The 22,894-nt window shown below is 65.5% G+C and carries 28 protein-coding genes; 21 read left to right on the forward strand and 7 right to left on the reverse strand.

Features of this window, described 5'->3' with window-relative positions; genetic code table 11:
* The first annotated feature begins 4 nt into the window (after positions 1-4).
* From AB7M16_RS22655 to AB7M16_RS22685, 7 genes are read left to right on the forward strand one after another with little or no spacing between them, the layout of a single operon-like run.
* Complete coding sequence (locus tag AB7M16_RS22655) at positions 5-1,120, forward strand: carbon-phosphorus lyase complex subunit PhnI (RefSeq protein WP_453945280.1); 1,116 nt, start codon at positions 5-7, stop codon at positions 1,118-1,120.
* Positions 1,117-2,013 (forward strand): alpha-D-ribose 1-methylphosphonate 5-phosphate C-P-lyase PhnJ, encoded by an 897-nt coding sequence (locus tag AB7M16_RS22660; protein ID WP_453945281.1) that lies wholly within the window; start codon positions 1,117-1,119, stop codon positions 2,011-2,013. The genes AB7M16_RS22655 and AB7M16_RS22660 overlap by 4 nt, the downstream gene beginning before the upstream one ends.
* Positions 2,006-2,803, forward strand: a complete 798-nt coding sequence (phnK, locus tag AB7M16_RS22665; RefSeq protein WP_453945282.1) for a phosphonate C-P lyase system protein PhnK — start codon at positions 2,006-2,008, stop codon at positions 2,801-2,803. Before AB7M16_RS22660 ends, phnK begins: the two co-directional genes overlap by 8 nt.
* 22 nt (positions 2,804-2,825) lie before the next feature.
* Positions 2,826-3,524, forward strand: coding sequence for a phosphonate C-P lyase system protein PhnL (phnL, locus tag AB7M16_RS22670; RefSeq protein WP_172785175.1), 699 nt, complete (start codon positions 2,826-2,828; stop codon positions 3,522-3,524).
* Between the two features lie 12 nt (positions 3,525-3,536).
* On the forward strand, positions 3,537-4,685 hold the full coding sequence (locus AB7M16_RS22675) for an alpha-D-ribose 1-methylphosphonate 5-triphosphate diphosphatase (RefSeq protein ID WP_453945283.1): 1,149 nt from the start codon (positions 3,537-3,539) through the stop codon (positions 4,683-4,685).
* Positions 4,682-5,293, forward strand: a complete 612-nt coding sequence (phnN, locus tag AB7M16_RS22680) for a phosphonate metabolism protein/1,5-bisphosphokinase (PRPP-forming) PhnN (RefSeq protein WP_453945284.1) — start codon at positions 4,682-4,684, stop codon at positions 5,291-5,293. The genes AB7M16_RS22675 and phnN overlap by 4 nt, the downstream gene beginning before the upstream one ends.
* Before the next feature lie 12 nt (positions 5,294-5,305).
* On the forward strand, positions 5,306-5,917 hold the full coding sequence (locus AB7M16_RS22685; protein ID WP_212259524.1) for a pyridoxamine 5'-phosphate oxidase family protein: 612 nt from the start codon (positions 5,306-5,308) through the stop codon (positions 5,915-5,917).
* 233 nt (positions 5,918-6,150) lie between these two features.
* On the opposite strand, the gene AB7M16_RS22690 is transcribed toward AB7M16_RS22685, so the two are convergent.
* Complete coding sequence (locus tag AB7M16_RS22690; protein WP_453945285.1) at positions 6,151-6,882, reverse strand: SDR family NAD(P)-dependent oxidoreductase; 732 nt, start codon at positions 6,880-6,882, stop codon at positions 6,151-6,153.
* 150 nt (positions 6,883-7,032) lie between these two features.
* On the opposite strand from AB7M16_RS22690, the gene AB7M16_RS22695 reads away from it, so the two are divergent.
* From AB7M16_RS22695 to AB7M16_RS22705, 3 genes are read left to right on the forward strand one after another with little or no spacing between them, the layout of a single operon-like run.
* Complete coding sequence (locus AB7M16_RS22695) at positions 7,033-7,206, forward strand: hypothetical protein (protein WP_453945286.1); 174 nt, start codon at positions 7,033-7,035, stop codon at positions 7,204-7,206.
* A 59-nt stretch (positions 7,207-7,265) separates the two neighbouring features.
* Positions 7,266-7,487 (forward strand): hypothetical protein, encoded by a 222-nt coding sequence (locus AB7M16_RS22700; RefSeq protein WP_260381902.1) that lies wholly within the window; start codon positions 7,266-7,268, stop codon positions 7,485-7,487.
* 21 nt (positions 7,488-7,508) lie between these two features.
* The gene (locus tag AB7M16_RS22705; RefSeq protein ID WP_453945287.1) at positions 7,509-8,462 is read left to right on the forward strand and encodes an aliphatic sulfonate ABC transporter substrate-binding protein; all 954 of its coding nucleotides are present in this window, start codon (positions 7,509-7,511) and stop codon (positions 8,460-8,462) included.
* A 14-nt stretch (positions 8,463-8,476) separates the two neighbouring features.
* On the opposite strand, the gene AB7M16_RS22710 is transcribed toward AB7M16_RS22705, so the two are convergent.
* From AB7M16_RS22710 to AB7M16_RS22725, 4 genes are all read right to left on the reverse strand, one after another.
* Positions 8,477-8,980 carry a DUF6496 domain-containing protein gene (locus AB7M16_RS22710; protein ID WP_260381904.1) on the reverse strand — a complete coding sequence of 168 codons (504 nt, stop codon included), beginning with the start codon at positions 8,978-8,980 and terminating at the stop codon, positions 8,477-8,479.
* Between the two features lie 68 nt (positions 8,981-9,048).
* Positions 9,049-9,831: an alpha/beta fold hydrolase gene (locus tag AB7M16_RS22715; protein WP_453945288.1), complete on the reverse strand. Its 783-nt coding sequence runs from the start codon at positions 9,829-9,831 to the stop codon at positions 9,049-9,051.
* Between the two features lie 4 nt (positions 9,832-9,835).
* Complete coding sequence (locus AB7M16_RS22720; protein ID WP_453945289.1) at positions 9,836-11,131, reverse strand: O-acetylhomoserine aminocarboxypropyltransferase; 1,296 nt, start codon at positions 11,129-11,131, stop codon at positions 9,836-9,838.
* A gap of 264 nt (positions 11,132-11,395) precedes the next feature.
* Positions 11,396-12,196 (reverse strand): IclR family transcriptional regulator, encoded by an 801-nt coding sequence (locus AB7M16_RS22725; protein WP_453945290.1) that lies wholly within the window; start codon positions 12,194-12,196, stop codon positions 11,396-11,398.
* 132 nt (positions 12,197-12,328) lie between these two features.
* Here AB7M16_RS22725 and AB7M16_RS22730 point away from each other — a divergent pair, with 132 nt between their 5' ends.
* Genes AB7M16_RS22730 through AB7M16_RS22755 form a run of 6 tightly spaced genes read left to right on the forward strand, consistent with a single transcriptional unit; the run spans position 12,329 to position 16,946 of the window.
* Positions 12,329-13,294 carry a Bug family tripartite tricarboxylate transporter substrate binding protein gene (locus AB7M16_RS22730; protein WP_212259517.1) on the forward strand — a complete coding sequence of 322 codons (966 nt, stop codon included), beginning with the start codon at positions 12,329-12,331 and terminating at the stop codon, positions 13,292-13,294.
* Positions 13,295-13,297: 3 nt separating this feature from the next.
* Positions 13,298-13,915 carry a flavin reductase family protein gene (locus AB7M16_RS22735; RefSeq protein ID WP_453945291.1) on the forward strand — a complete coding sequence of 206 codons (618 nt, stop codon included), beginning with the start codon at positions 13,298-13,300 and terminating at the stop codon, positions 13,913-13,915.
* Positions 13,916-13,968: 53 nt separating this feature from the next.
* Positions 13,969-14,829, forward strand: a complete 861-nt coding sequence (locus AB7M16_RS22740; RefSeq protein ID WP_453945292.1) for a fumarylacetoacetate hydrolase family protein — start codon at positions 13,969-13,971, stop codon at positions 14,827-14,829.
* 3 nt (positions 14,830-14,832) lie between these two features.
* Positions 14,833-15,636: a 2-oxo-hept-4-ene-1,7-dioate hydratase gene (gene hpaH, locus AB7M16_RS22745; protein ID WP_453947246.1), complete on the forward strand. Its 804-nt coding sequence runs from the start codon at positions 14,833-14,835 to the stop codon at positions 15,634-15,636.
* Between the two features lie 25 nt (positions 15,637-15,661).
* The gene (locus AB7M16_RS22750; RefSeq protein WP_453945293.1) at positions 15,662-16,057 is read left to right on the forward strand and encodes a RidA family protein; all 396 of its coding nucleotides are present in this window, start codon (positions 15,662-15,664) and stop codon (positions 16,055-16,057) included.
* Between the two features lie 13 nt (positions 16,058-16,070).
* A complete protein-coding gene (locus AB7M16_RS22755) occupies positions 16,071-16,946 on the forward strand; it encodes an amidohydrolase family protein (protein WP_453945294.1) in 876 nt (291 codons plus the stop codon).
* A gap of 73 nt (positions 16,947-17,019) precedes the next feature.
* On the opposite strand, the gene AB7M16_RS22760 is transcribed toward AB7M16_RS22755, so the two are convergent.
* Positions 17,020-17,748, reverse strand: a complete 729-nt coding sequence (locus AB7M16_RS22760) for a helix-turn-helix transcriptional regulator (protein ID WP_453945295.1) — start codon at positions 17,746-17,748, stop codon at positions 17,020-17,022.
* Positions 17,749-17,889: 141 nt separating this feature from the next.
* Complete coding sequence (locus AB7M16_RS22765; RefSeq protein ID WP_453945296.1) at positions 17,890-18,897, reverse strand: LLM class flavin-dependent oxidoreductase; 1,008 nt, start codon at positions 18,895-18,897, stop codon at positions 17,890-17,892.
* A 453-nt stretch (positions 18,898-19,350) separates the two neighbouring features.
* Here AB7M16_RS22765 and AB7M16_RS22770 point away from each other — a divergent pair, with 453 nt between their 5' ends.
* The 5 genes from AB7M16_RS22770 (at position 19,351) to AB7M16_RS22790 (ending at position 22,889) form a co-directional block, all read left to right on the forward strand.
* Positions 19,351-20,580, forward strand: a complete 1,230-nt coding sequence (locus AB7M16_RS22770) for a hypothetical protein (protein WP_453945297.1) — start codon at positions 19,351-19,353, stop codon at positions 20,578-20,580.
* A gap of 3 nt (positions 20,581-20,583) precedes the next feature.
* A complete protein-coding gene (locus tag AB7M16_RS22775; RefSeq protein WP_453945298.1) occupies positions 20,584-20,868 on the forward strand; it encodes a hypothetical protein in 285 nt (94 codons plus the stop codon).
* Positions 20,869-20,938: 70 nt separating this feature from the next.
* On the forward strand, positions 20,939-21,484 hold the full coding sequence (locus AB7M16_RS22780; protein WP_212259508.1) for a hypothetical protein: 546 nt from the start codon (positions 20,939-20,941) through the stop codon (positions 21,482-21,484).
* Between the two features lie 12 nt (positions 21,485-21,496).
* Positions 21,497-22,258, forward strand: coding sequence for a metalloprotease (locus tag AB7M16_RS22785; protein ID WP_453945299.1), 762 nt, complete (start codon positions 21,497-21,499; stop codon positions 22,256-22,258).
* A gap of 127 nt (positions 22,259-22,385) precedes the next feature.
* Positions 22,386-22,889 (forward strand): peptidase associated/transthyretin-like domain-containing protein, encoded by a 504-nt coding sequence (locus tag AB7M16_RS22790; RefSeq protein WP_172785153.1) that lies wholly within the window; start codon positions 22,386-22,388, stop codon positions 22,887-22,889.
* The last annotated feature ends 5 nt before the right edge of the window (positions 22,890-22,894 follow it).

Here is a 22,894-nt window from a genome sequence, read left to right on the forward strand (position 1 = left end):
AAGCATGTATGTCGCAGTCAAAGGCGGCGAACGCGCCATCGAGAACGCCCATCGCTTGCTCGCGCATAAGCGGCGTGGCGACCAAGACGTTGCGGAAATCGCCCTCGACCAGATCTCGGAGCAGCTCGGCCTTGCCGTCGATCGCGTCATGAGCGAAGGCTCGCTCTATGACCGCGAGCTCGCGGCGCTTGCGATCAAGCAGGCGCGCGGCGATTTGATCGAGGCGATCTTCCTGGTTCGCGCCTTTCGCGCCACGCTGCCGCGTTTCGGCGCCAGCGAGCCGGTCGACACCGGCGCGATGCGGGTGCAGCGGCGGGTGTCGGCGACCTTCAAGGACATTCCGGGCGGCCAGATCCTGGGGCCGACCTTCGACTACACGCACCGCCTGCTCGACCCTTCGCTCGCCGAAGGCTTTGTGCCGGAGAGGCCGGCTGCGGCCGAAGCCTCGACTGCGCCGACGCCGCGCGTGACCGACATTCTCGGCCGCGACGGGCTGATCGAATCATCGCCGGCGACCGAGGACGGTGCCAGCGTCGGCGATCTCACCCGCGAGCCGCTGAATTTCCCCGCGGACCGCGATTTGCGCCTGCAGAACCTTGCGCGCGGTGACGAAGGCTTTCTGCTCGCGATGGGCTATTCCACCCAGCGCGGCTACGGCCGCAACCACCCCTTTGTCGGCGAGATCCGCTTCGGTGAGGTCGAGGTCGAATTTGTCGCGGAAGACGTCGGCTTCGCCGTGCCGCTCGGCGCGATCGAGCTCACCGAGTGCCAGATGGTCAACCAGTTCAAGGGCTCCGCGACCGAGGCGCCGTGCTTCACCCGCGGCTATGGCCTCGCCTTCGGCCAGAGCGAGCGCAAGACCATGTCGATGGCGCTGGTCGATCGCGCGTTGCGCGCCCGTGAGCTCGGCGAGGAGGCGCTTGCCCCCGCGCAGGACGAAGAGTTCGTGATGTCGCATTCGGACAATGTCCAGGCAACCGGCTTCGTCGAGCACCTGAAGCTGCCGCATTATGTCGATTTCCAGTCCGAGCTCGGCCTCTTGCGCAAGCTGCGCCAAGAGTTCTCTAAAGCGTTCGCCGATGCCAACACGCCCGATGCCATGAAGGAGGCCGCGGAATGAACGCGCCCGCCTACAACTTCGCCTATCTCGACGAGCAGACCAAGCGCATGATCCGCCGTGCGATCCTGAAGGCAATCGCGATCCCCGGCTATCAGGTGCCGTTCGCCAGCCGCGAAATGCCGATGCCCTACGGCTGGGGCACCGGCGGCGTGCAGGTCACCGCCGCGATCCTCGGGCCCAAGGACGTGCTCAAGGTGATCGACCAGGGTTCGGACGACACCACCAACGCGATCTCGATCCGCAAATTCTTCGCCAAGACCGCGGGCGTTGCGACGACCACGGCGACGGACGAGGCAACCGTGATCCAGACCCGCCACCGCATCCCGGAGACGGCGCTACGTGCGAACCAGGTGCTGGTCTATCAGGTGCCGATCCCCGAGCCGTTGCGCTTCCTCGAGCCGCGCGAGACCGAGACGCGGCGCATGCACGCGCTCGCCGAATACGGCCTGATGCATGTGAAGCTCTACGAGGACATCGCCCGCTTCGGTCATATCGCCACCGCCTATGCCTATCCCGTCAAGGTCAATGCGCGCTACGTGATGGACCCGTCGCCCACGCCGAAATTCGACAATCCCAAGATGGACAATAGCCCGGCACTGCAATTGTTCGGCGCCGGCCGCGAGAAACGCATCTACGCGATCCCGCCCTATACGCAGGTGGTATCGCTCGATTTCGAGGATCACCCGTTCGAGCCCTACCGCTTCAACGCGCCCTGCGCGCTCTGCGGGGCGGAGAATTCGTATCTCGACGAGATCGTGACCGACGACAAGGGCGGGCGCATGTTCGTCTGCTCGGACACCGATTATTGCGAGGGCCGCCAGGCCGCCGGCCATCACGGCAGCCTCAGTGCCGCGCCGTACAAGGAGAAGGCGCAGGAGGCCGCGAATGGCTGATCACAATTTGCTCGACAACGACGAGCCGCTGCTGGTCGCAACATCCCTCAGCAAGTCGTTCGGCCGCATCAATGCCTGCCGCGACGTGTCGTTTTCGCTCTATCCCGGCGAGGTGCTGGCGATCGTCGGCGAATCCGGCTCGGGCAAGTCGACGCTGCTGCAGATGCTGTCGGGCCAGCTCACGCCGACCGCGGGCCACGTCTCGTACCGGATGCGCGACGGTGTCACCCGCGATCTCGCCACGCTGGGCGAGGCCGAACGGCGCTTCCTGTTCCGCACCGATTGGGGTTTCGTGCACCAGGATCCCGCACAGGGCCTGCGCATGGCGGTCTCGGCCGGCGCCAATGTCGGCGAGCGGCTGATGGCGGTGGGATGGAATCACTACGGCCGCATCCGCGACACCGCCTCCGACTGGCTCACCCGCGTCGAGATCGACACAGCGCGCATCGACGATGCGCCGCGCACCTATTCCGGCGGCATGCGCCAGCGCCTGCAAATCGCCCGCAACCTCGTCACCGAGCCGCGGCTCGTGTTCATGGACGAGCCGACCGGCGGTCTCGATGTCTCCGTGCAGGCCCGCCTGCTCGACCTGTTGCGCAGCCTCGTCGCCGAGCTGAACCTCGCCGTAATCATCGTCACCCACGATCTCGCGGTGGCGCGCCTCCTGTCGCACCGCGTGATGGTGATGAAAGGCGGCCGCGTCATCGAGACCGGCCTGACCGATCAGGTGCTCGACGATCCGCGCGAGCCCTATACCCAGCTCCTCGTCTCCTCGATCCTGCCGCCATGAACTTTACGATATGAGCCCTCCAATGACCGCCATGATCGACATCACCGACGCCGGCAAGACCTTCACGATGCACCTGCAGGGCGGCATCGAGCTGCCGGTGGTGCGCGGCGTGACCTTCCAGGTCAATCCCGGCGAGTGCGTCGTGCTGTCGGGCCCATCCGGCGCCGGCAAGTCGTCGATCCTGAAGATGATCTTCGGCAATTACCGCTGCGACAGCGGCCGGATCGGCATCCGCCATCGCGGCAAGGTGGTCGATCTCGCCACCGCCGAGCCGCGTCAGGTGCTCAATATCCGCCGTTCCACCATCGGCTATGTCAGCCAGTTCCTGCGGGCCGTGCCGCGGGTTGCGACCATCGACGTCGTCGCGGAGCCGCTGATCGTGAACGGCATGAGCCGGGCCGACGCACAGGCGCGCGCCGGCGAATTGCTGCATCGTCTCAACATCCCCGAGCGACTTTGGCAGCTGCCGCCCGCGACCTTCTCCGGCGGCGAGCAGCAGCGCGTCAACATCGCGCGCGGCTTCATCTCGGACCTGCCGATCCTGCTGCTGGACGAGCCGACCGCCTCGCTGGATGCCGCCAATCGCGCCGTGGTGGTCGAGCTGGTCGCTGAAAAGAAACATCAGGGCGTCGCCATGGTCGCCATTGTCCATGACGACGAAATCCGTCATCTGATTGCCGACCGCATCGTTGACGTCACCAGCTTTGCCGCCGCGGCCTGAAGGAACGGGGAAATGAAGAAGGAATCCATGATCGCCAATGCCAGGATCGTGCTGGCTGACCGGGTGATCGAGCAGGGCTGGCTCGCGCTTGCCGACGGCCGCATTGCGGAGATCGGCGAGGGCAGGGCGCCCGCGGGCGCCGAGGATGCCGGCGGCGACTTGATCATGCCCGGCCTGATCGAGCTCCACACCGACCATCTCGAAGCGCATTACGTGCCGCGGCCAAAGGTGTTCTGGAATCCGGTCGCCGCCGTCATCTCCTATGACGGCCAGCTTGCGACCTCGGGCATCACCACCGTATTCGATTCGCTCCGGGTCTGGCGCGAGGACGGCGCCGAGGAGGTCGATGGCCGCGCCGGCGTGCTCGCCGCCGCGATCACCAATGCGCGCGAGGCCAACCTGCTGCGCGCCGATCACTTCCTGCATCTGCGCTGCGAGATCCCGATGCCGAGCGTGGTCGAGGAAGCCAAGGAGCTGATCGACCGTCCGGACGTCAAGCTGATGTCGCTGATGGACCACACGCCCGGCCAGCGCCAGTTCCGCGACGAGGTCAAGCTGCGCGACTATTATCGCGGCAAGGGCGGCGGCAAGACCGATGCCGAGCTCGACGAATTGTTCGCAAAGCGTTTCGAATATCAGAGGCTCTATGCCGCGGTGAACATGCGCGAGATCGTGGCGCTGGCGCATGAGTACAACATTCCGCTGGCGAGCCACGACGATACCACCGAGGAGAACGTCGCGGACGCCGTGCGCGACCGCGTCTCGGTCGCGGAATTCCCGACTACACTGGAGGCCGCACGCGGCCTGCACCAGGCCGGCATCGACATCCTGATGGGCGCGCCGAACGTGGTGCGCGGCGGCTCGCACTCCGGCAACATCGCCGCGGTCGATCTCGCGCGCGAAGGCCTGCTCGACATCCTGTCGTCGGATTACATCCCGTCGAGCCTTCTGATGGCCGCGCTGCAATTACCCGAGCATGTGCCCGCGATCAGCCTTCCGGCAGCGGTTCGCACGGTGACGAAGGCGCCCGCCGAGGCGGTCGGCCTCACCGACCGCGGCGAGGTCGCGACAGGCAAGCGCGCCGATTTGATCCGCGTCCATGTCGCAGGCCACGTTCCCGTGGTCCGCAGCGTCTGGCGCGAAGGACACCGCGTGGCATGAGCGAAATGGTGACCACGGCGCAGGGCGAGGCGGGTGCGATCGGCCCCGGCCGGCTCGTGCTCGTGGTCGGCCCCAGCGGCGCCGGCAAGGATACCTTGCTGCGGCTGGCGCAAGCAGCCTGCAGCGACGATCCCGACATCGTCTTCCCGCGCCGCATCGTGACGCGTGCGTCCTCGGCCGATGAAGACAATATCGCGGTCAGCCCCGACGAATTCCGCCGCGCGCGCGAGCACGGCGACTTCGCCGTGCACTGGGAGGCGCATGGGCATTCCTATGCACTGCCGCTCGAGATCAACGACGACATCCGCGCGGGCCGCACCATCGTCGTCAACGTCTCGCGCACCGTGATCGAAGCCTTGCGCCGGGCCTATGCCGAGGTCGTGGTGGTCGCGATCACAGCGCCGCCGGACGTATTGGCGCAGCGGCTTGCCGCGCGCGCCCGGAAAAGCGACGGCGACATCGGCGAGCGGCTGTCGCGCAGCGTCGACGACGCGTCGGCGCAGGCGGATGTCACCATTCTCAATGCCGGCAGCGCGGATTATCACAGCCGCCAGCTGGTGCGCGTGATCAGGAATCAAGGCTGGCAAGACGAGTTGTCGGCGCGATAGAGAGAGTGTGGAATGACGGTGATCGAAACGATCGAACAGCTGGAAGCCATCTACGGCGCCACCAATGACGCCTCGACCGTGAAAGTCGCCGACCACGTCACCCCGCTCTACCGCATCTTCATCGAGAAGGCGCCGTTCGCTGCGCTCGCCACCATCGGGCCCGAGGGCATCGACTGCTCGCCGCGCGGCGATCTGCCCGGCTTCGTCCGCATCCACGACCCCAAGACGCTGATGCTGCCCGACCGCCGCGGCAACAACCGGGTCGATTCCTTGCGCAATATCGTGCGCGACCCGCGCGTGTCGTTGATGTTCCTGATTCCCGGCTCCGGCAATGCGGTGCGGACCAACGGCCGCGCGCATCTGTCGATCGATCCGGAGCTGCTGGCCTCGTTCGAGGTCGAGGGCAAGGCGCCGCGCAGCGTCATGGTGATGAACGTGGACGAGATCTACTTCCAATGCGCCCGCGCCATCGTTCGCTCCGATCTCTGGAATCCCGACAAGCGCGTCGATCCGAAGACGTTGCCGACGCCGGGGCAGATTCTTGCGGAGATGAGTGACAACAAGGTCGGCGGTGCGGAGTACGACCGGATCTGGCCCGAGCGCGCCGCCGCGACGATGTGGTGAGCCCGCGCTCTCTCGTCAGGCGGTAGCGGCGAGACGGATGGGCGACTGTTTTTCCGCGAGTCCAAAATCGTAGGGTGGGCAAAGGCGCATTTGCGCCGTGCCCACGAATTCTCACCAATCACACGCAAATGGTGGGCACGCTTCGCTTTGCCCACCCTACGGCACTCTCGTCTCCCTCGCCCCGCTCTTGCGGGGAGAGGTGAAGAGGGGCGCTCGCGCTAACGATGGTGCCTCTAATTAAACGCCATCCCGCCGCTCAGCGCGATGGTCTGTCCGGTCATGTAGGCATTGTCGACCAGCAGCATCACGGCCTTCGCCACCTCATCCGCCGTGCCGAAGCGGCCGAGGGGGATGCGGCCGACGAGCTGGAGCTGGCCGCTCATCATGTCGGTCTCGATCAGCGATGGCGCCACGGCGTTCACGGTGATGCCCTCCTTCACCAGCCGCGCCGCATAGCCGCGCGTCAGGCCCTCCATGCCTGCCTTTGACGCATTGTAGTGCGGGCCGATCGAGCCCGCACCGCGCGCGGCACCCGAGGAGATGTTGACGATGCGGCCCCATGTCCGCGCGCGCATCGATGGCAGCACCGCTTGCGTGCACAGGAAAGCGGATTTCAGGTTGACCAGGATGGTGCGGTCGAAATCGTCCTCGGTGAGATCGTCGACGCCGCGCGTGATCGCAATGCCGGCATTGTTGACGAGGATGTCGATCGGCCCGAGCCCGGCCGTAACACGCTCGACCATATCAGCCACGGCTTCGCGCTGCGAGACGTCGGCGGCGACCACGATGGCGCGGCCGCCCTGCTTGCCGATCTCGCCCGCCAGCTGCTCGGCTTGCCCGATTCTCTCGCGGCAGTTGATCGCAACCGCTGCACCTGCTTCGGCCAATGCATGACAGACGGCGGCGCCAATTCCGCGCGAGCCGCCGGTCACGAGCGCCGTGCGCCCATTCAGAGCATCCGCCATGCCTGGAACCTCCCATATCATTGGCGTTGGGAGCGTATCATGCCCGCTGCCCGCGCGCGTTGAACTCATCGCGAGATGAATCCGTCTGTCCATGCTCGCGGCGAGAGAACCCGCCCAGCGCGCGCGCCGCAAATATGGATAGCCATTTCATTGACCAATCCTGCCGATCGCTCGATATTCGGAGCGTCGAAACTGCTCCTCGAGCCCAAGCCGCACCATGAAAACCGATCGCCAGCGCAATCAGAACGACATGCATGCGTGCATGACGCGGCGCTGTTTCTCGGCGGCCACGGGCGCCTGTTGTTGCTGCTGACCGTTTCCTAGCAGCACCTCACACCAAAAATCCCAAGACAGAAACGCCGAACTTCGGCGAACGAGCAGTCATGTCCCAGATCCAGTCGAACGCCTACATCATCGAAATCCACGACCGCGCCGCCGGCATCATCACGCGTGATGAGCGCGGCTTCCGCTTCTTCTCCTCCGAGCGCCTGTTCGACAGCCTCGAAGGCCGCCAGTTCCGTTCGGCCCGCGAGGCCGAGCGCGCCGCCCGTGCGGTGTTCTCCGAGCGTGGCGGTCGCGCGAGCTCGCAACTTTTCGCCAACTGATCCCACCGAAAGGACCGCGTTATGATCAATCGACGACACATTCTGGCTACGACGCTGTTGCTTGCGACGGCCCTGGCTGCACCCGCCCACGCCGAGGACAAGCCGGCGGAAATCCGCATCGGCACGCAGAAGGGCGGTTTTTTCCCGGCGGTGCGCCAGCGCCAGACTCTGGAAAACGCCTTCAAGCCGCTCGGCATCGAGATCAAGTGGATCGACTTCCAGTTCGGTCCGCCGCTGCTGGAGGCCATCAATGTCGGCAGCGTCGATTTCGGCTATGTCGGCGACTCCCCGCCGATCTTCGCGCAGGCCGGCGGCGCCAAGATCCGCTACGTCGCTGCGGTGAAATCCGACGGCAACACCCAGGCGATCATCGTGCCGAAGGATTCGCCGATTCGCTCGCTCGCCGATCTCAAGGGCAAGCGCGTCGCCTTCGGCAAGGGATCGAGCGCGCATAATCTGCTGGTCGCCGCGCTCGAAAAGGCCGGCCTGTCCTGGTCCGACATCACGCCTGCGCCGCTCGCCCCGGCCGATGCGACGGCAGCCTTCGTCAAGGGCTCGGTCGATGCCTGGTCGATCTGGGATCCCTATCTGGCGCTCGCCGAATTGAAGGAGAGCGCGCGCGTGATCGCCTTCGACAAGGACGTGCACAAGCCGAATGCGTTCTACATCGCCAACACGGATTTCGTGGAGAAGTATCCGGCGCTGGTCGCGAAGCTCAACACGACCTTCGCGTCCGAAGGCGTCTGGGCCAACGAACACCACGAGGACGTCGCCAAAGCCCAGGCAGACGCGACCGGCGTTGACATCGAGGCTGTCAGGCGTTTCGTGGATCGCTCCAACTTCCGCGTAGTGCCGCTCGACGCCGAGGTGGTCAGGAGCCAGCAAGCGGTCGCCGATCGCTTCGCAAAGCTGGGCTTGATCCCGAAGCCGGTCAACGTCTCCGACATCGTCTGGAAATGGACGCCGGGTTCTTGAACCGGCGCGACTGATCAGCTCCGGCGGCGCGCCCTGGTGCGCGCCGCCTTTTTGGCGGCAGCGGAGCGGACCTTGGCGCCTTTGGTGCGGCTCGCCTTCCGCGCCGTGGCCGAGCGGGACGCTGCGGTTCGGCGGCTTGCGGCACGTTTGGCCTGTTTCGACAGCGCACTGCGCGATGCGGTCGATCGCGGCTCCTTCTTCAGGACGTTCGTGACGGCGCGCGATACTTTCGGCCGCCGCTTCGGCGTCCGTTTGCCCTGGCCGACCTCATAGGCATATTTGGCACTGCGCCGCGTCGCCTTCTTGGTGCGTCCCTTGCGCGGTGGCGGCAGATCGACGCCGGCCCGGCGCGCCTCGGACAGGCCGATCGCGATCGCCTGCTTGGTCGAGCGCGCGCCGTGCTTGCCCTTGCGGATCCTGTCGATCTCGTCCTTGACGAATTCGCCGGCCTGCGTGCTGGCCGACTTGCCGGCGCGCTTGTCTTGCCTCGCTTTGCGAATGACTTCCTGTCTCGGCATGGTCGAGTTCCCCTTCTTGAGTGAGAGGGATGTCTGACCGCAACGCGCAAGACGGAAGATGGATCCGTTTAGTTCCGCAGCGCTGCCAGCAACTCGTCCGGCCGCTCGGCCATGATCGTGTGGCCGGCGCCGGGCACCACGACGGTCTTTGCATGCGGGATCGCGGCGGCGAGCGCCTTGCCCGCCTTGGCCGGCGTCATCATGTCCTTTTCGCCCAGGATCAGCGTTGTCGGCACCTTCACGCTCGCTGCAGCGGCAAGCGCATTCGTATAGGAGTTGCAAGCAGACAGATCCCTGAACAGCACGCCCGGCTCGCATGACTTCAGCACCGCCTGCGCACCGCCATGCATCCACAGACCGGGCGCAAGGCTGCCGCCGAGCTCCGCATTGAAACCGAGGCCCCAGATCGAGACCATGTCGTTGGCATCCTGCGAGTTGGCTTCGGCGGCCTTCAGGAGATCCGGACCCACCGTCATGGTCGCGGCAGTACCGATCAGGCTCAGCGCTGAGACCTTGTCCGGATGCCGCGCCGCCGTTTCCAGCGAGATCAGCGAGCCCATGGAGTGGCCGATCAGATGCGCCTTCGCAGCGCCTGCCGCTTCGAGCAGCGCTGCTGTCCAGTCGGCCATCTCGGCGATGCTGCCGAGTGAAGGCCCAATAGAGCGGCCGTGGCCGGGTAGGTCGGGCGCCAGAACGGAAAAACCGTGATGGGCGAACCAGCGCGTATGCAGCGCCCAGGTTGAATGGTCGAAGCCGGCGCCGTGGATGAAGACGACCGCGGGCAGGGATTTGTCGAAGTCGCGGCCGCCGGTTGCGACAAACACATCGGTGCCGTTGACGGAGAGCTTCATGATGTCAGGCCTTTTGCGAGATGCGCAGCGCTTGATTGAGGTCGTCGATGATGTCGCTTGCGGTCTCGATGCCGACCGAGAGCCGCACCAGCTCCTCGCCGATGCCGGCCGCCTTGAGCTGCTCGGCGTCCATCTGTTGATGCGTGGTCGAGGCCGGATGGATCACCAGCGTCTTGGCGTCGCCGACATTGGCGAGATGGCTGATCATGCGCAAGCTCTCGATGAATTTGCGCCCGGCGGGGCGCCCGCCCTTGATGCCGAAGGACACGATCGAGCCGGCGCCGCGCGGCAGCAGCGTCTTTGCCAGCTGGTAGTCCGTGTGATCCTCGAGCGAGGGATGCAGCACCCAGTCCACCGCCTTGTTGGCCTTCAGCGCTTCCAGCACCAGATGCGTGTTGTGTATATGCCGGTCCATGCGCACGCCGAGGGTCTCGACGCCCTGGAGCAGCTGGAATGCGTTGGTCGGCGACAGGCAGGCGCCGAAATCGCGCAGGCCTTCCGTGCGGGCGCGCATGATGAAGGCGGCCGTGCCGAACTGCTCGTCGAAGACGATGCCGTGATAACCGCCATAGGGTTCCGTCAGCACGCCGAACTTGCCCGATGCGCGCCAGTCGAAGCGGCCGCCGTCGACGATGGCGCCGCCGATCGCGATGCCATGGCCGCCGATCCATTTGGTCGCCGAATGCATGACGATGTCGGCACCCAGCTCGATCGGGCGGCTGAGATAGGGCGTGGCGAAGGTGTTGTCGATCAGCAGCGGAATCTTTGCCTCATGCGCGATCGCCGCAACCTTGGGAATGTCGAGCACCTCGAGCCCGGGATTGCCGATGGTCTCGCCTATCACGAGCCTCGTGCTCGGCTTGATCGCCGACCGGAACGCGTCGAGATCGCGCGGTTTCACGAACGTCGTGGTGATGCCGAAGCGCGGCAGCGTGTGCGCCAGCAGGTTGATGGTGCCGCCATAGAGCGAGCTCGACGCCACGATGTGGTCGCCGGCATTGAGCAGCGTGGCGATCGCCAGATGCAGCGCCGCCTGGCCGCTGGCCGTGCAGATCGCGCCGACGCCGCCCTCGAGCGCGGCGAGCCGTTCCTCCAGCACGCCGGTGGTCGGATTGGAGATGCGGGTATAGATGTGGCCGGCGCGTTCGAGATTGAACAGCGCCGCGGCGTGGTCGGAATCCTGGAACACGTAGGACGTGGTCTGGTAGATCGGCACCGCCCGGGCGCCGGTCGTGGGATCCGGATGCTGGCCCGCATGCAGGCTCAGGGTCTCGAAGGCAGGCGGTTTCGGCGCGGGCATGCGTGGCCTCGTTGGTCGGTCGGTGATGGCGGCCGTTGTGCCATAAAACTGTGTGCCAAGTCAGCCATTGACAGTGCGACAGCGGCAGTGCGCCCCCTCGCCCCGTTCTTACGGGGAGAGGGTTGGGGTGAGGGGCTGCCTCCGCGAAAACGGTGGCAGTTAGACTCGCGGAGACTCCCCCTCACCCGGAATTCAAGCTTCGCTCGAATTCCGGCCTCTCCCCGCAAGGGGGGACAGGCGAAGAAATGCCGTCCGGTGTCGTCGCTAGCCCCCGATCGCCTGCTCGATGATCCGGGCTTCCCGCAGCAAGATCTCCGCGACCTCCTGCTCGCGGCGGGGGCCGAGCCGCGTGCGAACGGCGGAGACTGTCATCGCCGCAGCCGGTTGGCCGTCCGGCGTCTTGATCCAGGTGGAGATCGATTTCGTCCCCTGCACCAGGCCGGTCTCTCTCAGGCCGTATCCGAGGCGCCGTGCGGCGGTGACCTCGCCGAGCACGGTCGCGACGTCGGTCCGGTAGGCCTCGAACCGCTTCTCGTTCGCCGCGACGATCCTTCGTGCCTCCTGCGCCGGCATCGCGGCGAGGATGACAACGCCCGCGCTGGAGACGCCGAGCGGTCGCCGCGCGCCGACCTCGATCGACAGCACCTGGATCGGATAGACCCCGATCCGGCGATCGACGCACAGCGTGTCGTTGCCGGTGCGCACGGTCAGGAACAGCGTGTCGCCGATCTCGGCAGACGCGCGCTGGAGCGATGGCGTTGCGGCGACCAAGAGCCGCGAGGGCCGCGGGCGCGCCAGCGCCAGCTCCGGCACCTGGTTGCCGATCGCGTAGCGGCCGCTCCTGCCATGCCGCTCGACGATGCCTTCCTCGATCAGCACGTGGACGATGCGATGCACGGTTGGGCGGGTGAGGCCCGTGGTGCGGACCACCTCGGCCAATGGCACACCGTCCTCGCGCCCCGCGGCAAGAATGCGCAGCACCGCGAGCGCGCGCCGGATCGCCTGCGCGCCTTGTCGCGGTTCCACGGCGCTGCGGGCGAGTTTCGTTGCACGTCTCCTGTCCATAATATGGACAAGAACGCCACAATTCCCTCGACAGGGCAAGCGCGCATCTGGAGATTGCCCTTCGATCGGGATGCCATGCACGAAAGTCATCGGCACCCGATATGGAATTGGAAGCGCCGCCGGGAGGTTAACATGCGATTAATCTGGATTGCCATAGCTGCCGTTACTGCGATGCTGGCCGGGCCCGCGTTGGGCCAGCAATGGCCGGCGCGCAACGTCAAGCTGATCGTGCCTTATCCCGCCGGCGGCAATGTCGACAGCGCCGCGCGCATCGTCGCGGACAAGCTCCAGGAAAAGCTCGGCCAACCCTTCGTCATCGAGAACAAGGCCGGGGCCGGCGGCATGATCGCGGGCGAAGCCTTCGCCAAGTCGGCGCCCGACGGCTACACGCTGTTCGTCGGCGCCAACGGCCCGGTGCTGTTCGCAACCGAGATCAACAAGCGCGACGCCTATAATTGGAAAAAGGACTTCATGCCGATCTCGACGATCTCGATGACGCCGCTGGTGCTCGAGGTCCATCCGTCGGTGCAGGCGACCACGCTCAAGGAGTTTCTCGATCTCGCCAGGCGCGAGCCCGGCAAGCTGACCATGGCCTCGCCCGGCCCGGGCACCACCAACCATCTGCTCAGCGAGCTGATGCAGTCCAGCCTCGGGCTGCAATGGGTGACGGCGCACTACCGCGGCAACGCGCCGGCGATCAACGATCTCCTGGGCGGCCAGGTGCAGTTCGCGTTCGACCAGCTCACGGTCAGTCTCCAGCACATCAAGGCCGGCCTGTTCCGTCCGCTCGCCGTCACCAGCCCGCACCGATTGAAGTCGCTGCCAGATGTGCCGACCTTCGCCGAACTCGGCTACAAGGACTTCGACGGCCAGACTTTCACCGGCCTGTTCGCGCCAGCAGGCACGCCGGCGCCCATCGTCGAGAAGCTGCACGAGACGCTGGTCGCGATTCTCAAGGACCCCGCCGTGATCGACAAGTTCGAAAAACTCGGCGGCGAAGCCACGCCGACGACGCCGGACGAATTCAAGGCCTATCTCGAGCGCGAGGACGCCAAGTGGATTCCGGTGGTGCGCAAGGCCAATATCAGGGCGGATTGATCGATGCGGATCGACCCCACCGAGCTCGGCGCCGAGCGCATCTACCGTCTGATGACCGGCATCGTGGTGCCGCGCCCGATCGCGTGGGTGACGAGCCTGTCAGCCACGGGCGTGCTCAATCTCGCCCCGTTCAGCGCCTTCACCTTCGTCTCGCAGAAGCCGCCGATGCTCGCCATCAGCGTCGGCCGCAAGGGCGCCGACTACAAGGACACCGCGCACAACATCCTCGATACCGAGGAATATGTCATCCACATCGCCGACACCCCGCTGATGCAGGCCTTGCACGACAGCTCCGTCGAGCATCCGCCTGAGATCAGCGAGGTCGAGCATCTCGGGCTCGAAACGCTCCCTAGCGAGCGCATCAAGGTGCCGCGGCTCGCCGCCGCGCCGGTCGCGATGGAGTGCCGGTTCCGGCAGTGTCTCGAATTCGGTGACGCCAAGAGCCGGCTCATCGTCGGCGAGGTCGTGCTGTTCCATTTGCGCGATGGCCTCGTCAACGACGGCAAGGTCGAGACCAGGGCGCTCGACCCGATCGCGCGCATCGGCGGCCCGCGTTACGCCCGGCTCGGCGAGATCGTGACGCTCAACAGCGTGTTCCAGACTCCCAAATCGAAAGACTGAGCGCGCGGGGCTCATCGCCAGCCGCCCGCCCCAAGATCATCGGAGGACATCCAATGCGACTGCTGAGCTATCTCCTGGACGGCGAGGCGCGCTATGGCGCGGCCGTGGACGGCGGCGTGGTCGATCTGACCAGGCGCATCGGCCGCGACTATTCGGACGTGAAGGCGCTGATCGCGGCCAACGCACGCGCCGACGCGCAGGATGCCGTCGCGGGACAGAAGCCGGACCATGCGCTGGACCAGCTCGTCCTGCTGCCGCCGGTGCTGGCGCCGGAGAAGCTCTGGTGCATCGGCGTCAACTACGCCGAGCGCAATGCGGAATACAAAGACAATTCGGACCTGCCCAAATACCCCAGCCTGTTCGTGCGCAGCATGTCCTCGATATCAGGCTCCGGCCAGCCGATCGAGAAGCCCAAAGTCTCGGACCAGCTCGACTACGAAGGCGAGCTCGTCATCGTGATCGGGCAGGGCGGTCGCCACATTCCGCGCGAAAAAGCGTGGTCGCACATCTTCGGCATGACCTTGTGCAACGAGGGCACGATCCGCGACTGGCTGCGCCACGGCAAGTTCAACGTCACGCAGGGCAAGAACTTCGATCGCTCCGGCAGCATCGGCCCGTGGATCGTCACTGCGGACGAGCTCGACCCGCGTGGTCCCCACGACATCATCACGCGCGTCAACGGCGAGGTGCGGCAGCAGGACACAACCGAGCGGCTGATGTTCCCGTTCGACTTCCTGATCTCCTATCTCTCGACCTTCGCGACCCTCAAGCCCGGCGACATGATCGTGACGGGCACGCCGACGGGCGCGGGCGCGCGCTTCGATCCGCCGCGCTGGCTCAAGGAGGGCGACGTCGTCGAGGTCGAGTCCAGCCGCATCGGCGTGCTGCGCAACACGGTTGCCGCGGAGCAATAGATGATGCTGGATACCGCCACCATCGAACGCCTCGCCGGCCGCCTCGATGAAGCCGAACGCACGAAATCGCTGATCCCGATGTTCACCAAGGAATATCCCGATTTCAGCATCGAGGACGCCTACGCCGTCCAGCGCGCCTGGACCAAGCTCCAGCTCGGCCGCGGCCGCATCATCAAGGGCCACAAGATCGGCCTGACCTCGAAGGCGATGCAGAACGCGGTCGGCATCAACGAGCCCGACTACGGCGTGCTGTTCGCCGACATGTTTTACGCCGATGCCACGCCTGTTCCGTTCGACCGCTTCCACGCGCCAAGAATCGAGGTCGAGCTCGCCTTCGTGCTGAAGGCGCCGCTGCGCGGACCCGACTGCACCATCTTCGACGTGCTCAACGCCACCGACTACGTCACGCCCGCGTTGGAGATTCTGGAGACGCGCATGCACCGCGTCGACCCGGAAACGGGCAAGACGCGCAAGGTCATGGACACGATCTCGGACAACGCTGCGAATGCTGCGCTGGTGCTCGGCGGCCGGCCGATCCGCCCGATGGATGCGGATCTGCGCTGGATCGGCGCATTACTGTTCCGCAATGGCGAGGTCGAGGAAACCGGGCTCGCCGCCGGCGTGCTCAATCACCCCGCCAACGGCATCGCCTGGCTCGCCAACCGCCTCGCGCCGCATGACGAACATCTCAAAGCCGGCGAGGTGGTGCTGGCGGGATCGTTCACGCGTCCGGTCGACATCCGCCGCGGCGACACCTTCCATGCCGACTACGGCGCCTTCGGCTCCGTGTCATGCCAGTTCGTCTGAACCAATAACAAGCAGGGAGCGCACCATGAGTGGCCAAACGTGGCGCAAGAGCATCCACATCGGAGGCTTCAAGCACGTCAACCCGATTCCGAACGCCTGCCGCATCGGCAATCTCGTGATGTCGGGCGTCATCCTCGGCCGCGATCCCGCGACCAATGCGATGCCGGAAAGCCTGGATGCCCAATGCGCCAACATGTTCGCGCATATGAAGGCGACGGTGGAGGCCGCCGGCGGCACCGCCGACGACATCATCAAGATGACGGTGTGGCTGAAGGACCGCTCGCAGCGCGGACCCCTCAATGTCGAATGGCTAAAAATGTTTCCGGACGAGCATTCGCGCCCCGCACGCCATGCGCTGCCGATGGACAACATGGATGGCGGCGCGCTGGTGCAGTGCGACTTCACCGCCGTGATCGACTGAGGAGTTCTAGCGCATGCCGACCTATCTGCCGTTCGACCCCAACCCGCGCCGTCCGATCAAGGCGCCGCCGCCCAAGACCATCGACAGCCAGTTCCACGTGCTGGGGCCGATCGAGAAATATCCGGAACGTCCCGGCGCCGCTTATCGGATGCCGACCGCGACGTGGGAAGCGGCGCTGCGCATGCACAAGGCGCTCGGCATCGAGCGCGGCATCATCGTGCAGACCACGACCTACGGCGCCGACCATGCCGTCGTGCTCGACGGGCTCAAAGCGATGGGCCCGAACTATCGCGGCTGCGCCAATGCACTGGTGTTCGCGGAAGCGAGCGACGCCTATCTCGCCAAGCTGCACGATGCCGGCGTGCGCGGCGCCCGCTTCAGCTTCCGCCAGGAACTCGGCGCGGTGCTGTCGGACGCCGATTTCGCCCGCGCCATCGCCCGCATCCGCGAGCTCGGCTGGTACGTCAAGATCCAGCCGGAGAAGGACGGCATCATGTCGAGCGTCGCCAAATACGAGAATCTCGACGTGCCCGTGCTGATCGACCACATGGCGCGGCCTGACCCCGAGGTCGGCAGGAACGATCCGAACCTGCGCAAGATGCTGGAGCTGCTGGCCAAGGGCAATTTCTGGGTGATGCTCTCGCTCGGCGAGAAGACCTCGAAGGCCGGTGCGCCCTACGACGACGTGATCCCGATCGCGCGCGCCTATATCGAGGCCGCCCCCGATCGCTGCGTCTGGGCCAGCGACTGGCCGCATCCGGTCTCGGTGAAGCAGCCGCCGAACGATGCCGATCTGCTCGAGCTGATGTACCGCTACGCGCCGGATCAGGCCGAGCTGGAGAGGATTTTGGTCCGCAATCCGGCCAAGCTGTTCGGCTTTGCGGACTAAAGCATGATCCGGAAAAGTGCGAAGCGGTTTTCCGAAAAGATCATGCGCAAACAACAGCCCGCAGCGCGACGGATCAGGGCGAGATGATCCGGTCGCGCATGGCGATCATCACGGCCTGCGTGCGGGTGGCTGCGCCGAGCTTCTTGCAGCAGCTGTTGATGTGCGCCTTCACGGTGCGTGCCGTAATGGTCAAGGCGTCGGCGATCTCGTCGCTGGATCGCCCGACGGCCGCGAGCGTCAGCACCTCGCGCTCACGCGAGGACAGTACGAGCTGCGGAGCCTCGGGCCGGCCGCGCAGCGCCAGCACCCGGTCGAAGGCGTAAAGCGCCATGAGGTGGAGCGCGGGGAGATCGCGCTCCGGCAGGTCGATCTCGGCGCCGCCGAACCACACCTGGCCGGTGCGGCCCGCTGGCGAGATGACCGGGATCACCACGCCATCCACCATGCCGAAATCGCGGGCGCGTCGCACGAGCTCGACGGCGCGCGGCTCCCGTTCCGGATCGTACGGCGCTTCCCTGAACCAGCGGAACGGCTGAAGCGTTGTCCTGCAATGACGCAGCGCAGGATCGTGCCACACATACTGCGCCTCGGAATACATATCGAGAAAGCCGGCCGGCAACCGTTCGGCGAGAACCGCCTCGCGCGGCTGTTCGGTCGACAGCGGGGCGACATATGAAGTGCAGAAATAGTCGAAGCCGTGCTGGCCGAGCGTGCGGCTCATCGCATCCAGAATGCTCGCGGCGTCCGGAAGCTGCCGCACCGTCTCGACGAAATCGAATGCGCGACTGCGGACCACGTCCATCGGCGGCCTACGATCAGGCTTTGAGGGATCGGCGCTACGCTACCCTTCCAGGCACCGAGTGTAGGGCGCCAAGGCCGCAACTGCAATCCGCGCGAATTTGCCACGCTCGGAGGGCATCGCCGACGTCCGGCCCCGGTGTGATCACCGGGCCGGCTGCGCCGCCAGGCGGTCGCGAATCTCTGCTGCGATTTCGAACGAGCGCAGCCGCGCGGAATGGTCGTAGATCTGCCCCGTCGTCATCAATTCGTCCGCGCCGGTCTCGGCGATCAGCGCCTTCAGCTTCGCTTCGACCATATCGGGCGAGCCCACCGCGGAGCACGACAGCGACTGGCCGACCATGGCCTTCTCCGCCGGCGACCACAGCGCCTCCATGTCGTCCACCGGCGGCGGCAACGGGCCAGGCGTGCCGCGGCGCAAATTGATGAACTGCTGCTGCAGCGAGGAGAACATCCGCTGCGCCTCCGCGTCGCTCTCGGCCGCGAAGACGTTGACGCCGACCATCGCATAGGGCTTGTCGAACTGTGCCGAGGGCTCGAAGCGCGCGCGATATTCGCGCAGCGCCGGCATCATCATCTGCGGCGCGAAATGCGAGGCAAAGGCGAAGGGTAGGCCGAGCATCGCCGCAAGCTGCGCGCCAAACGTGCTCGATCCCAAAATCCACAGCGGCACCTTGGTCCCCATGCCGGGCACGGCGCGGATCGCCTGGTTCGGCTGCACGTCGCCGAGCAGCGCCTGCAGCTCCAGCACGTCATGCGGAAAGTTCTCGGACGTGGTGGCGAGGTCGCGCCGCAGCGCCCGCGCGGTGAACTGGTCGGTGCCCGGCGCCCGCCCGAGCCCGAGATCGATCCGTCCGGGATAGAGCGATTCCAGTGTGCCGAACTGCTCGGCGATGACCAGCGGCGAGTGGTTCGGCAGCATGATCCCGCCGGAGCCGACGCGGATCGTCTTCGTGCCGCCCGCGACGTGTCCGATCACCACCGACGTCGCCGCGCTGGCGATGCCCGTCATGTTGTGATGCTCGGCCAGCCAGAACCGCTTGAACCCCCACCTCTCCGCGTGCTGGGCCAGATCGAGCGAATTGCGGAAGGCCTGCGCCGCGTCGCCGCCTTGGCGAATGGGGGCGAGGTCGAGCACGGAGAAGGGGATCATGGGGAGGGTACCGGTGAGTGGATGCGCATTGGGCTTCACATGTAGTGCCCGTCGATGGGAATGTTAGCGCCGCCGCGCAACGGTCGACCATGTCGGTCAAGCATGGATGGATACGGATCGTATTGAAATAGCTGGCGTTTTCAGGCGTCTGGCAAGCGTCCCTGGCGTTGCCGCTGATGCGCGCTGGCCGGCATAATTGTGGAGCCTCAGCTCCCTCTCGCGGAGCAGGAACCTGCAGGCCAGCTACGGCCACGACGACGGTAGGGCCTGCGTGCGTCATTACGACCCGGCTCCCAGCCGCGCGGCAGGACCGCCAACTCCGGAATTGTGCGAATTGCCAGTGGCAACCAGCGCGAGATTCATGTTTAGTGACACGTATTGTTTGAAGGCCTGTTTTGTGAACGAAGCCGCATCCTGAGACGCGATTGATTGTCGATGGAGCGGCCATCGTGAGTGAGCACCAGTAAAGCTGGGTTCGCGGAAAATGTTTTGGCAAGGCGTCCTGGCCCCAGGCTGCGCCGCACAATAGAGAGTTGGATCATGGGTGGTCCTCCGGGCGAAGTGGCTCCTCCGGCGAGCGGCACGCCTGCCCCGGCAAGGAACGGTTTCAAGACCTGGATTGTGGTGGCGGGCTTCATCGTTGTGGCAGCCGCGACATTCGCTTTGGTGCGTTGGGCCGAGACTGGCGAGCAGCCCAAGCTCTCGGTCGCAAAGCAATGGAACGAGGCGATCCAGAAACTCGGTTTCGAGCCGGTCTATCCACCCATCGAGGACATCCAGGTCGGCGATGTCTTTGCGATGATCTCCGACGACGCGGTCAGCGATTCGGCGACGGACGAGCCGTTCGCGGGGCGCTCCATCAAATTGCTGCATCTCGATATGACCTCGGAAATCGAGGATGCTTATCGGACCGTCTATCAATTCCCCGCCACGAATGCCCGTCCCGACCATGACGGACAGGTCTGGCCGCAGACGGTCGCCACCGACTCGCTGTTTAAGCCGCCCGCGACCCGGACCACCCTTCCGCTCGTGCTGTTCCCGCGCTTCACCATCACCAATGTGAAGCGGGCAAGCGGCAGCGCCAGCGCGATGTCCCAGTTGTTGGGCGGCGGATTTGGTGCCGATGCAAGCTCGACCGAAACTGTCGAGGTCAGGTTTTCAGCCACCGAAACCTATGGTGTTCCGGCGGTGCCGGCGGAGCTTCGGCTGCTCGACTTCTGCGAAGATGACGCGACGAAAGGGTTCTGCACGCAGCAAGGGTTGCGCAAACAGCTTTCGATCCTGATCGGCAAGAGGATCGACGACAAGGTGAAGGATCGCAAGACTGGCGTTGAGCGGCCGCGCTTCTCGGTCGAGCTCGCGCTTGTCAGCCGCGTGTTCCTGGCACGCTCGATTCAAACCAGCATGGGCGAGGATGGCGGTACGCGGGGGAACGTGGGGGTGAACCAGCAGGCTGTATTGCCGGCGGCGGCCGCGCAGGCGGCCCCCGTGGCTGCAGGCGCGAGCGGCGACGGCAAGCCGCAATCCCCCGCTCCGACGCCGCAGGCTGGCCCGAACGGTGCGCCGGGCGGGGCGATCGCGTTCGAGCGCCGCGCGACGTCGAACGTGCTGTTGCCGGATACGCTGCTGCCGCGCCCGGTCGTGGTCGGTTTCAAGAGCGTTCGATTGAGGCCTGTGGAGTGAAGGATGAGCACACGCAAGACAATGATGCTGGCCAGTCTGGCGCTGATCGCGTTTCAACTGCCTCGCGCTGAGTTGTTCAGCCGGATCGCCGAAGGCTGCACCTGCGACCGAAGCAAGATGGCGTGCAGGATCCAATGCTCCGACATTGGGTCGGGATCCGGCACGGGCGGCGGGTCGAGTACGTTCAGGATTGCTCCTGATGTCGATCGTCTAGTCCCGGAGCGGCCGATCGTCGTGCCCTCGACGGTGCCGGATATCAGGAGTTCGACCGGGCAGATCAACAGGTGATCGGCTGACTGACCGATCGAGATGCCGGTGCATCTGGCGGCTTTGGCTTCGTAGTTTGGGGTGCAGGGGAATGCAGATGATGTCGAAGGGATCGATCCGGTTTTTGATCGCGGCCGTGTTGGCCTGCCTGCTTCAGACGCAGGGGACGCGGATCGCGGCGGCGCAGGCGGACCCGCGGCAAATCCTGACGGCCGTGATCCAGCAATTGCAGACAGGCACGCCGAACTGGACCTGGTACGGCCCGCAGCTCTGGCAGACGATCGCGATGCAGACGGGCAACAGCGGCGTCTACCCGCAACTGGTCCAACTCGGGCAGGTGACCAATGTCGTCCTGAACGGGCAGACCCAGCTCCCTGCGGGACCGGTCTATTCCTTGGTCGCGCAGCATCAGCAGGGCGTGTCGACCTGGCTGTTGGGCATCAGCCTCTATACCAACCGGATCGAATACGCGAACTTCAACATCGGCTCCACGCCCCAGTCCCTGCCGGCTCCACCCGTGCCGCTCCCGCAAACCGCGGCTCCAACTCCCGGAAGCGTGCCAAATCCGCCGGCGAATGCCCCGCCCCAGACAAGCGGCACCTCGGAGGCCTGCCGAAGATTTCCAAATCTCTGCTAGGGAGACATGCAGATGCTGACAAGAAGATGTTGCATCGGCTGCGGGCTTCTTCTCTTCGGCGGCATCGGCGCAGTGGCCGCCGACGCTCGCCACAATCCGGCCTATGGCTGCAGTCTGACCGCGAGCGAAGCCGGCAACATTCTCGGCAACAAGCCTGAGGGGCAGGGCGGCAGCGTGCGCGAGAGGCCGTCAATTCCCAAATCGGGCGACAAGGAATTCGACCGTGCGCTGGCAGAGACGCTGGTCCGGATTTCCGACTGTCTGAACGTCACGCCGAGCTTCGCCTATTTCGACGACTTCGACTCACCGAATGCGTTTGCATTGCGCGAGAAACGTGTGGCCGAGACCGATGGCACGGTGCTGTTCGGCCAACGACTCCTGAAGCAATTGATGGCCGACCCCGAGGCGGGAGATGCCGCGGTCGCCGGCATCTGCGCCCACGAGTTTGGACACGTGCTGCAGTGGAAGGTGGGGGTGGACGAAATTCTCCTCGAGGGGCAGCCCACCGTCAAACGGGTGGAACTGCATGCGGATTTCCTGGCCGGCTACTTCGCAGGTGTTCGCAAGTTGCAGCAATCGAGCTTCAATGCCGCCGCGATTGCGCTGACGCAATTCAACGCGGGCGACAACATGCTCAAGCACCCGAAACACCACGGCACCCCAGAGGAACGCGGCAAGGCGATCGTCAAGGGTTATCAGACCGGACACGACGACAGGAAGTCGCTGTTGGACGCCCTCAATATCGGCGAGAAGTTCGTCAAGAACAGCTTCTGACGCGGCTCTATTTGCTTTCACAACAGCGTTATTGCGACCCGGGGCGCCCTTCATCGCAACTGGGCGTCTGGCGTCTGTTGCTGTAGTCTCTTTGGTGCCACTGCACTGCTCGCCCGGAGGAACCGACATGACCACGGTCGCACTCACCCGCCGCAATCTCCTCGTCGCTGGCGCCTCCGTCCTGACGACCGGTGTCTTGGCAACCGGCGCTTCCGGCCTCCTGCTGCCGGCCCGCGCCAGCGGCCTCGCGCCGACCGAGTCGATGTCGGGCGGCGCGAACAATTACCGCAAGGGCGCGGCGATCGTGGATCGCATCGGCAAGGGCGGTTTCTGGATGAGCGGCACCGTGCGCCGCGCCGGGGACGGAGCTCCGCTGGCCGGGCAGCGCATCCAGATCTGGGCGCACACGGTCGAAGGGCAGGAGCATGAGCCGCAGAGCCACGGCGCCACGCTCACCGACAAGGACGGCAAGTTCCGGCTGGAGATGCCGCAGATCATTCCGATCTTCGGCCAGCCGCACGGTCATCTCGCCTATGACAGCGGCGAGTTCAAGACGGTCTTCCTGCGGCCGGTGATGCGGAGCGCCAAGGAGACCAGCCTCGAGGCGCACTTCGTGCTGCAGCCGGCTTGAACCCG

The sequence above is a fragment of the Bradyrhizobium sp. USDA 372 genome, from assembly GCF_053629095.1.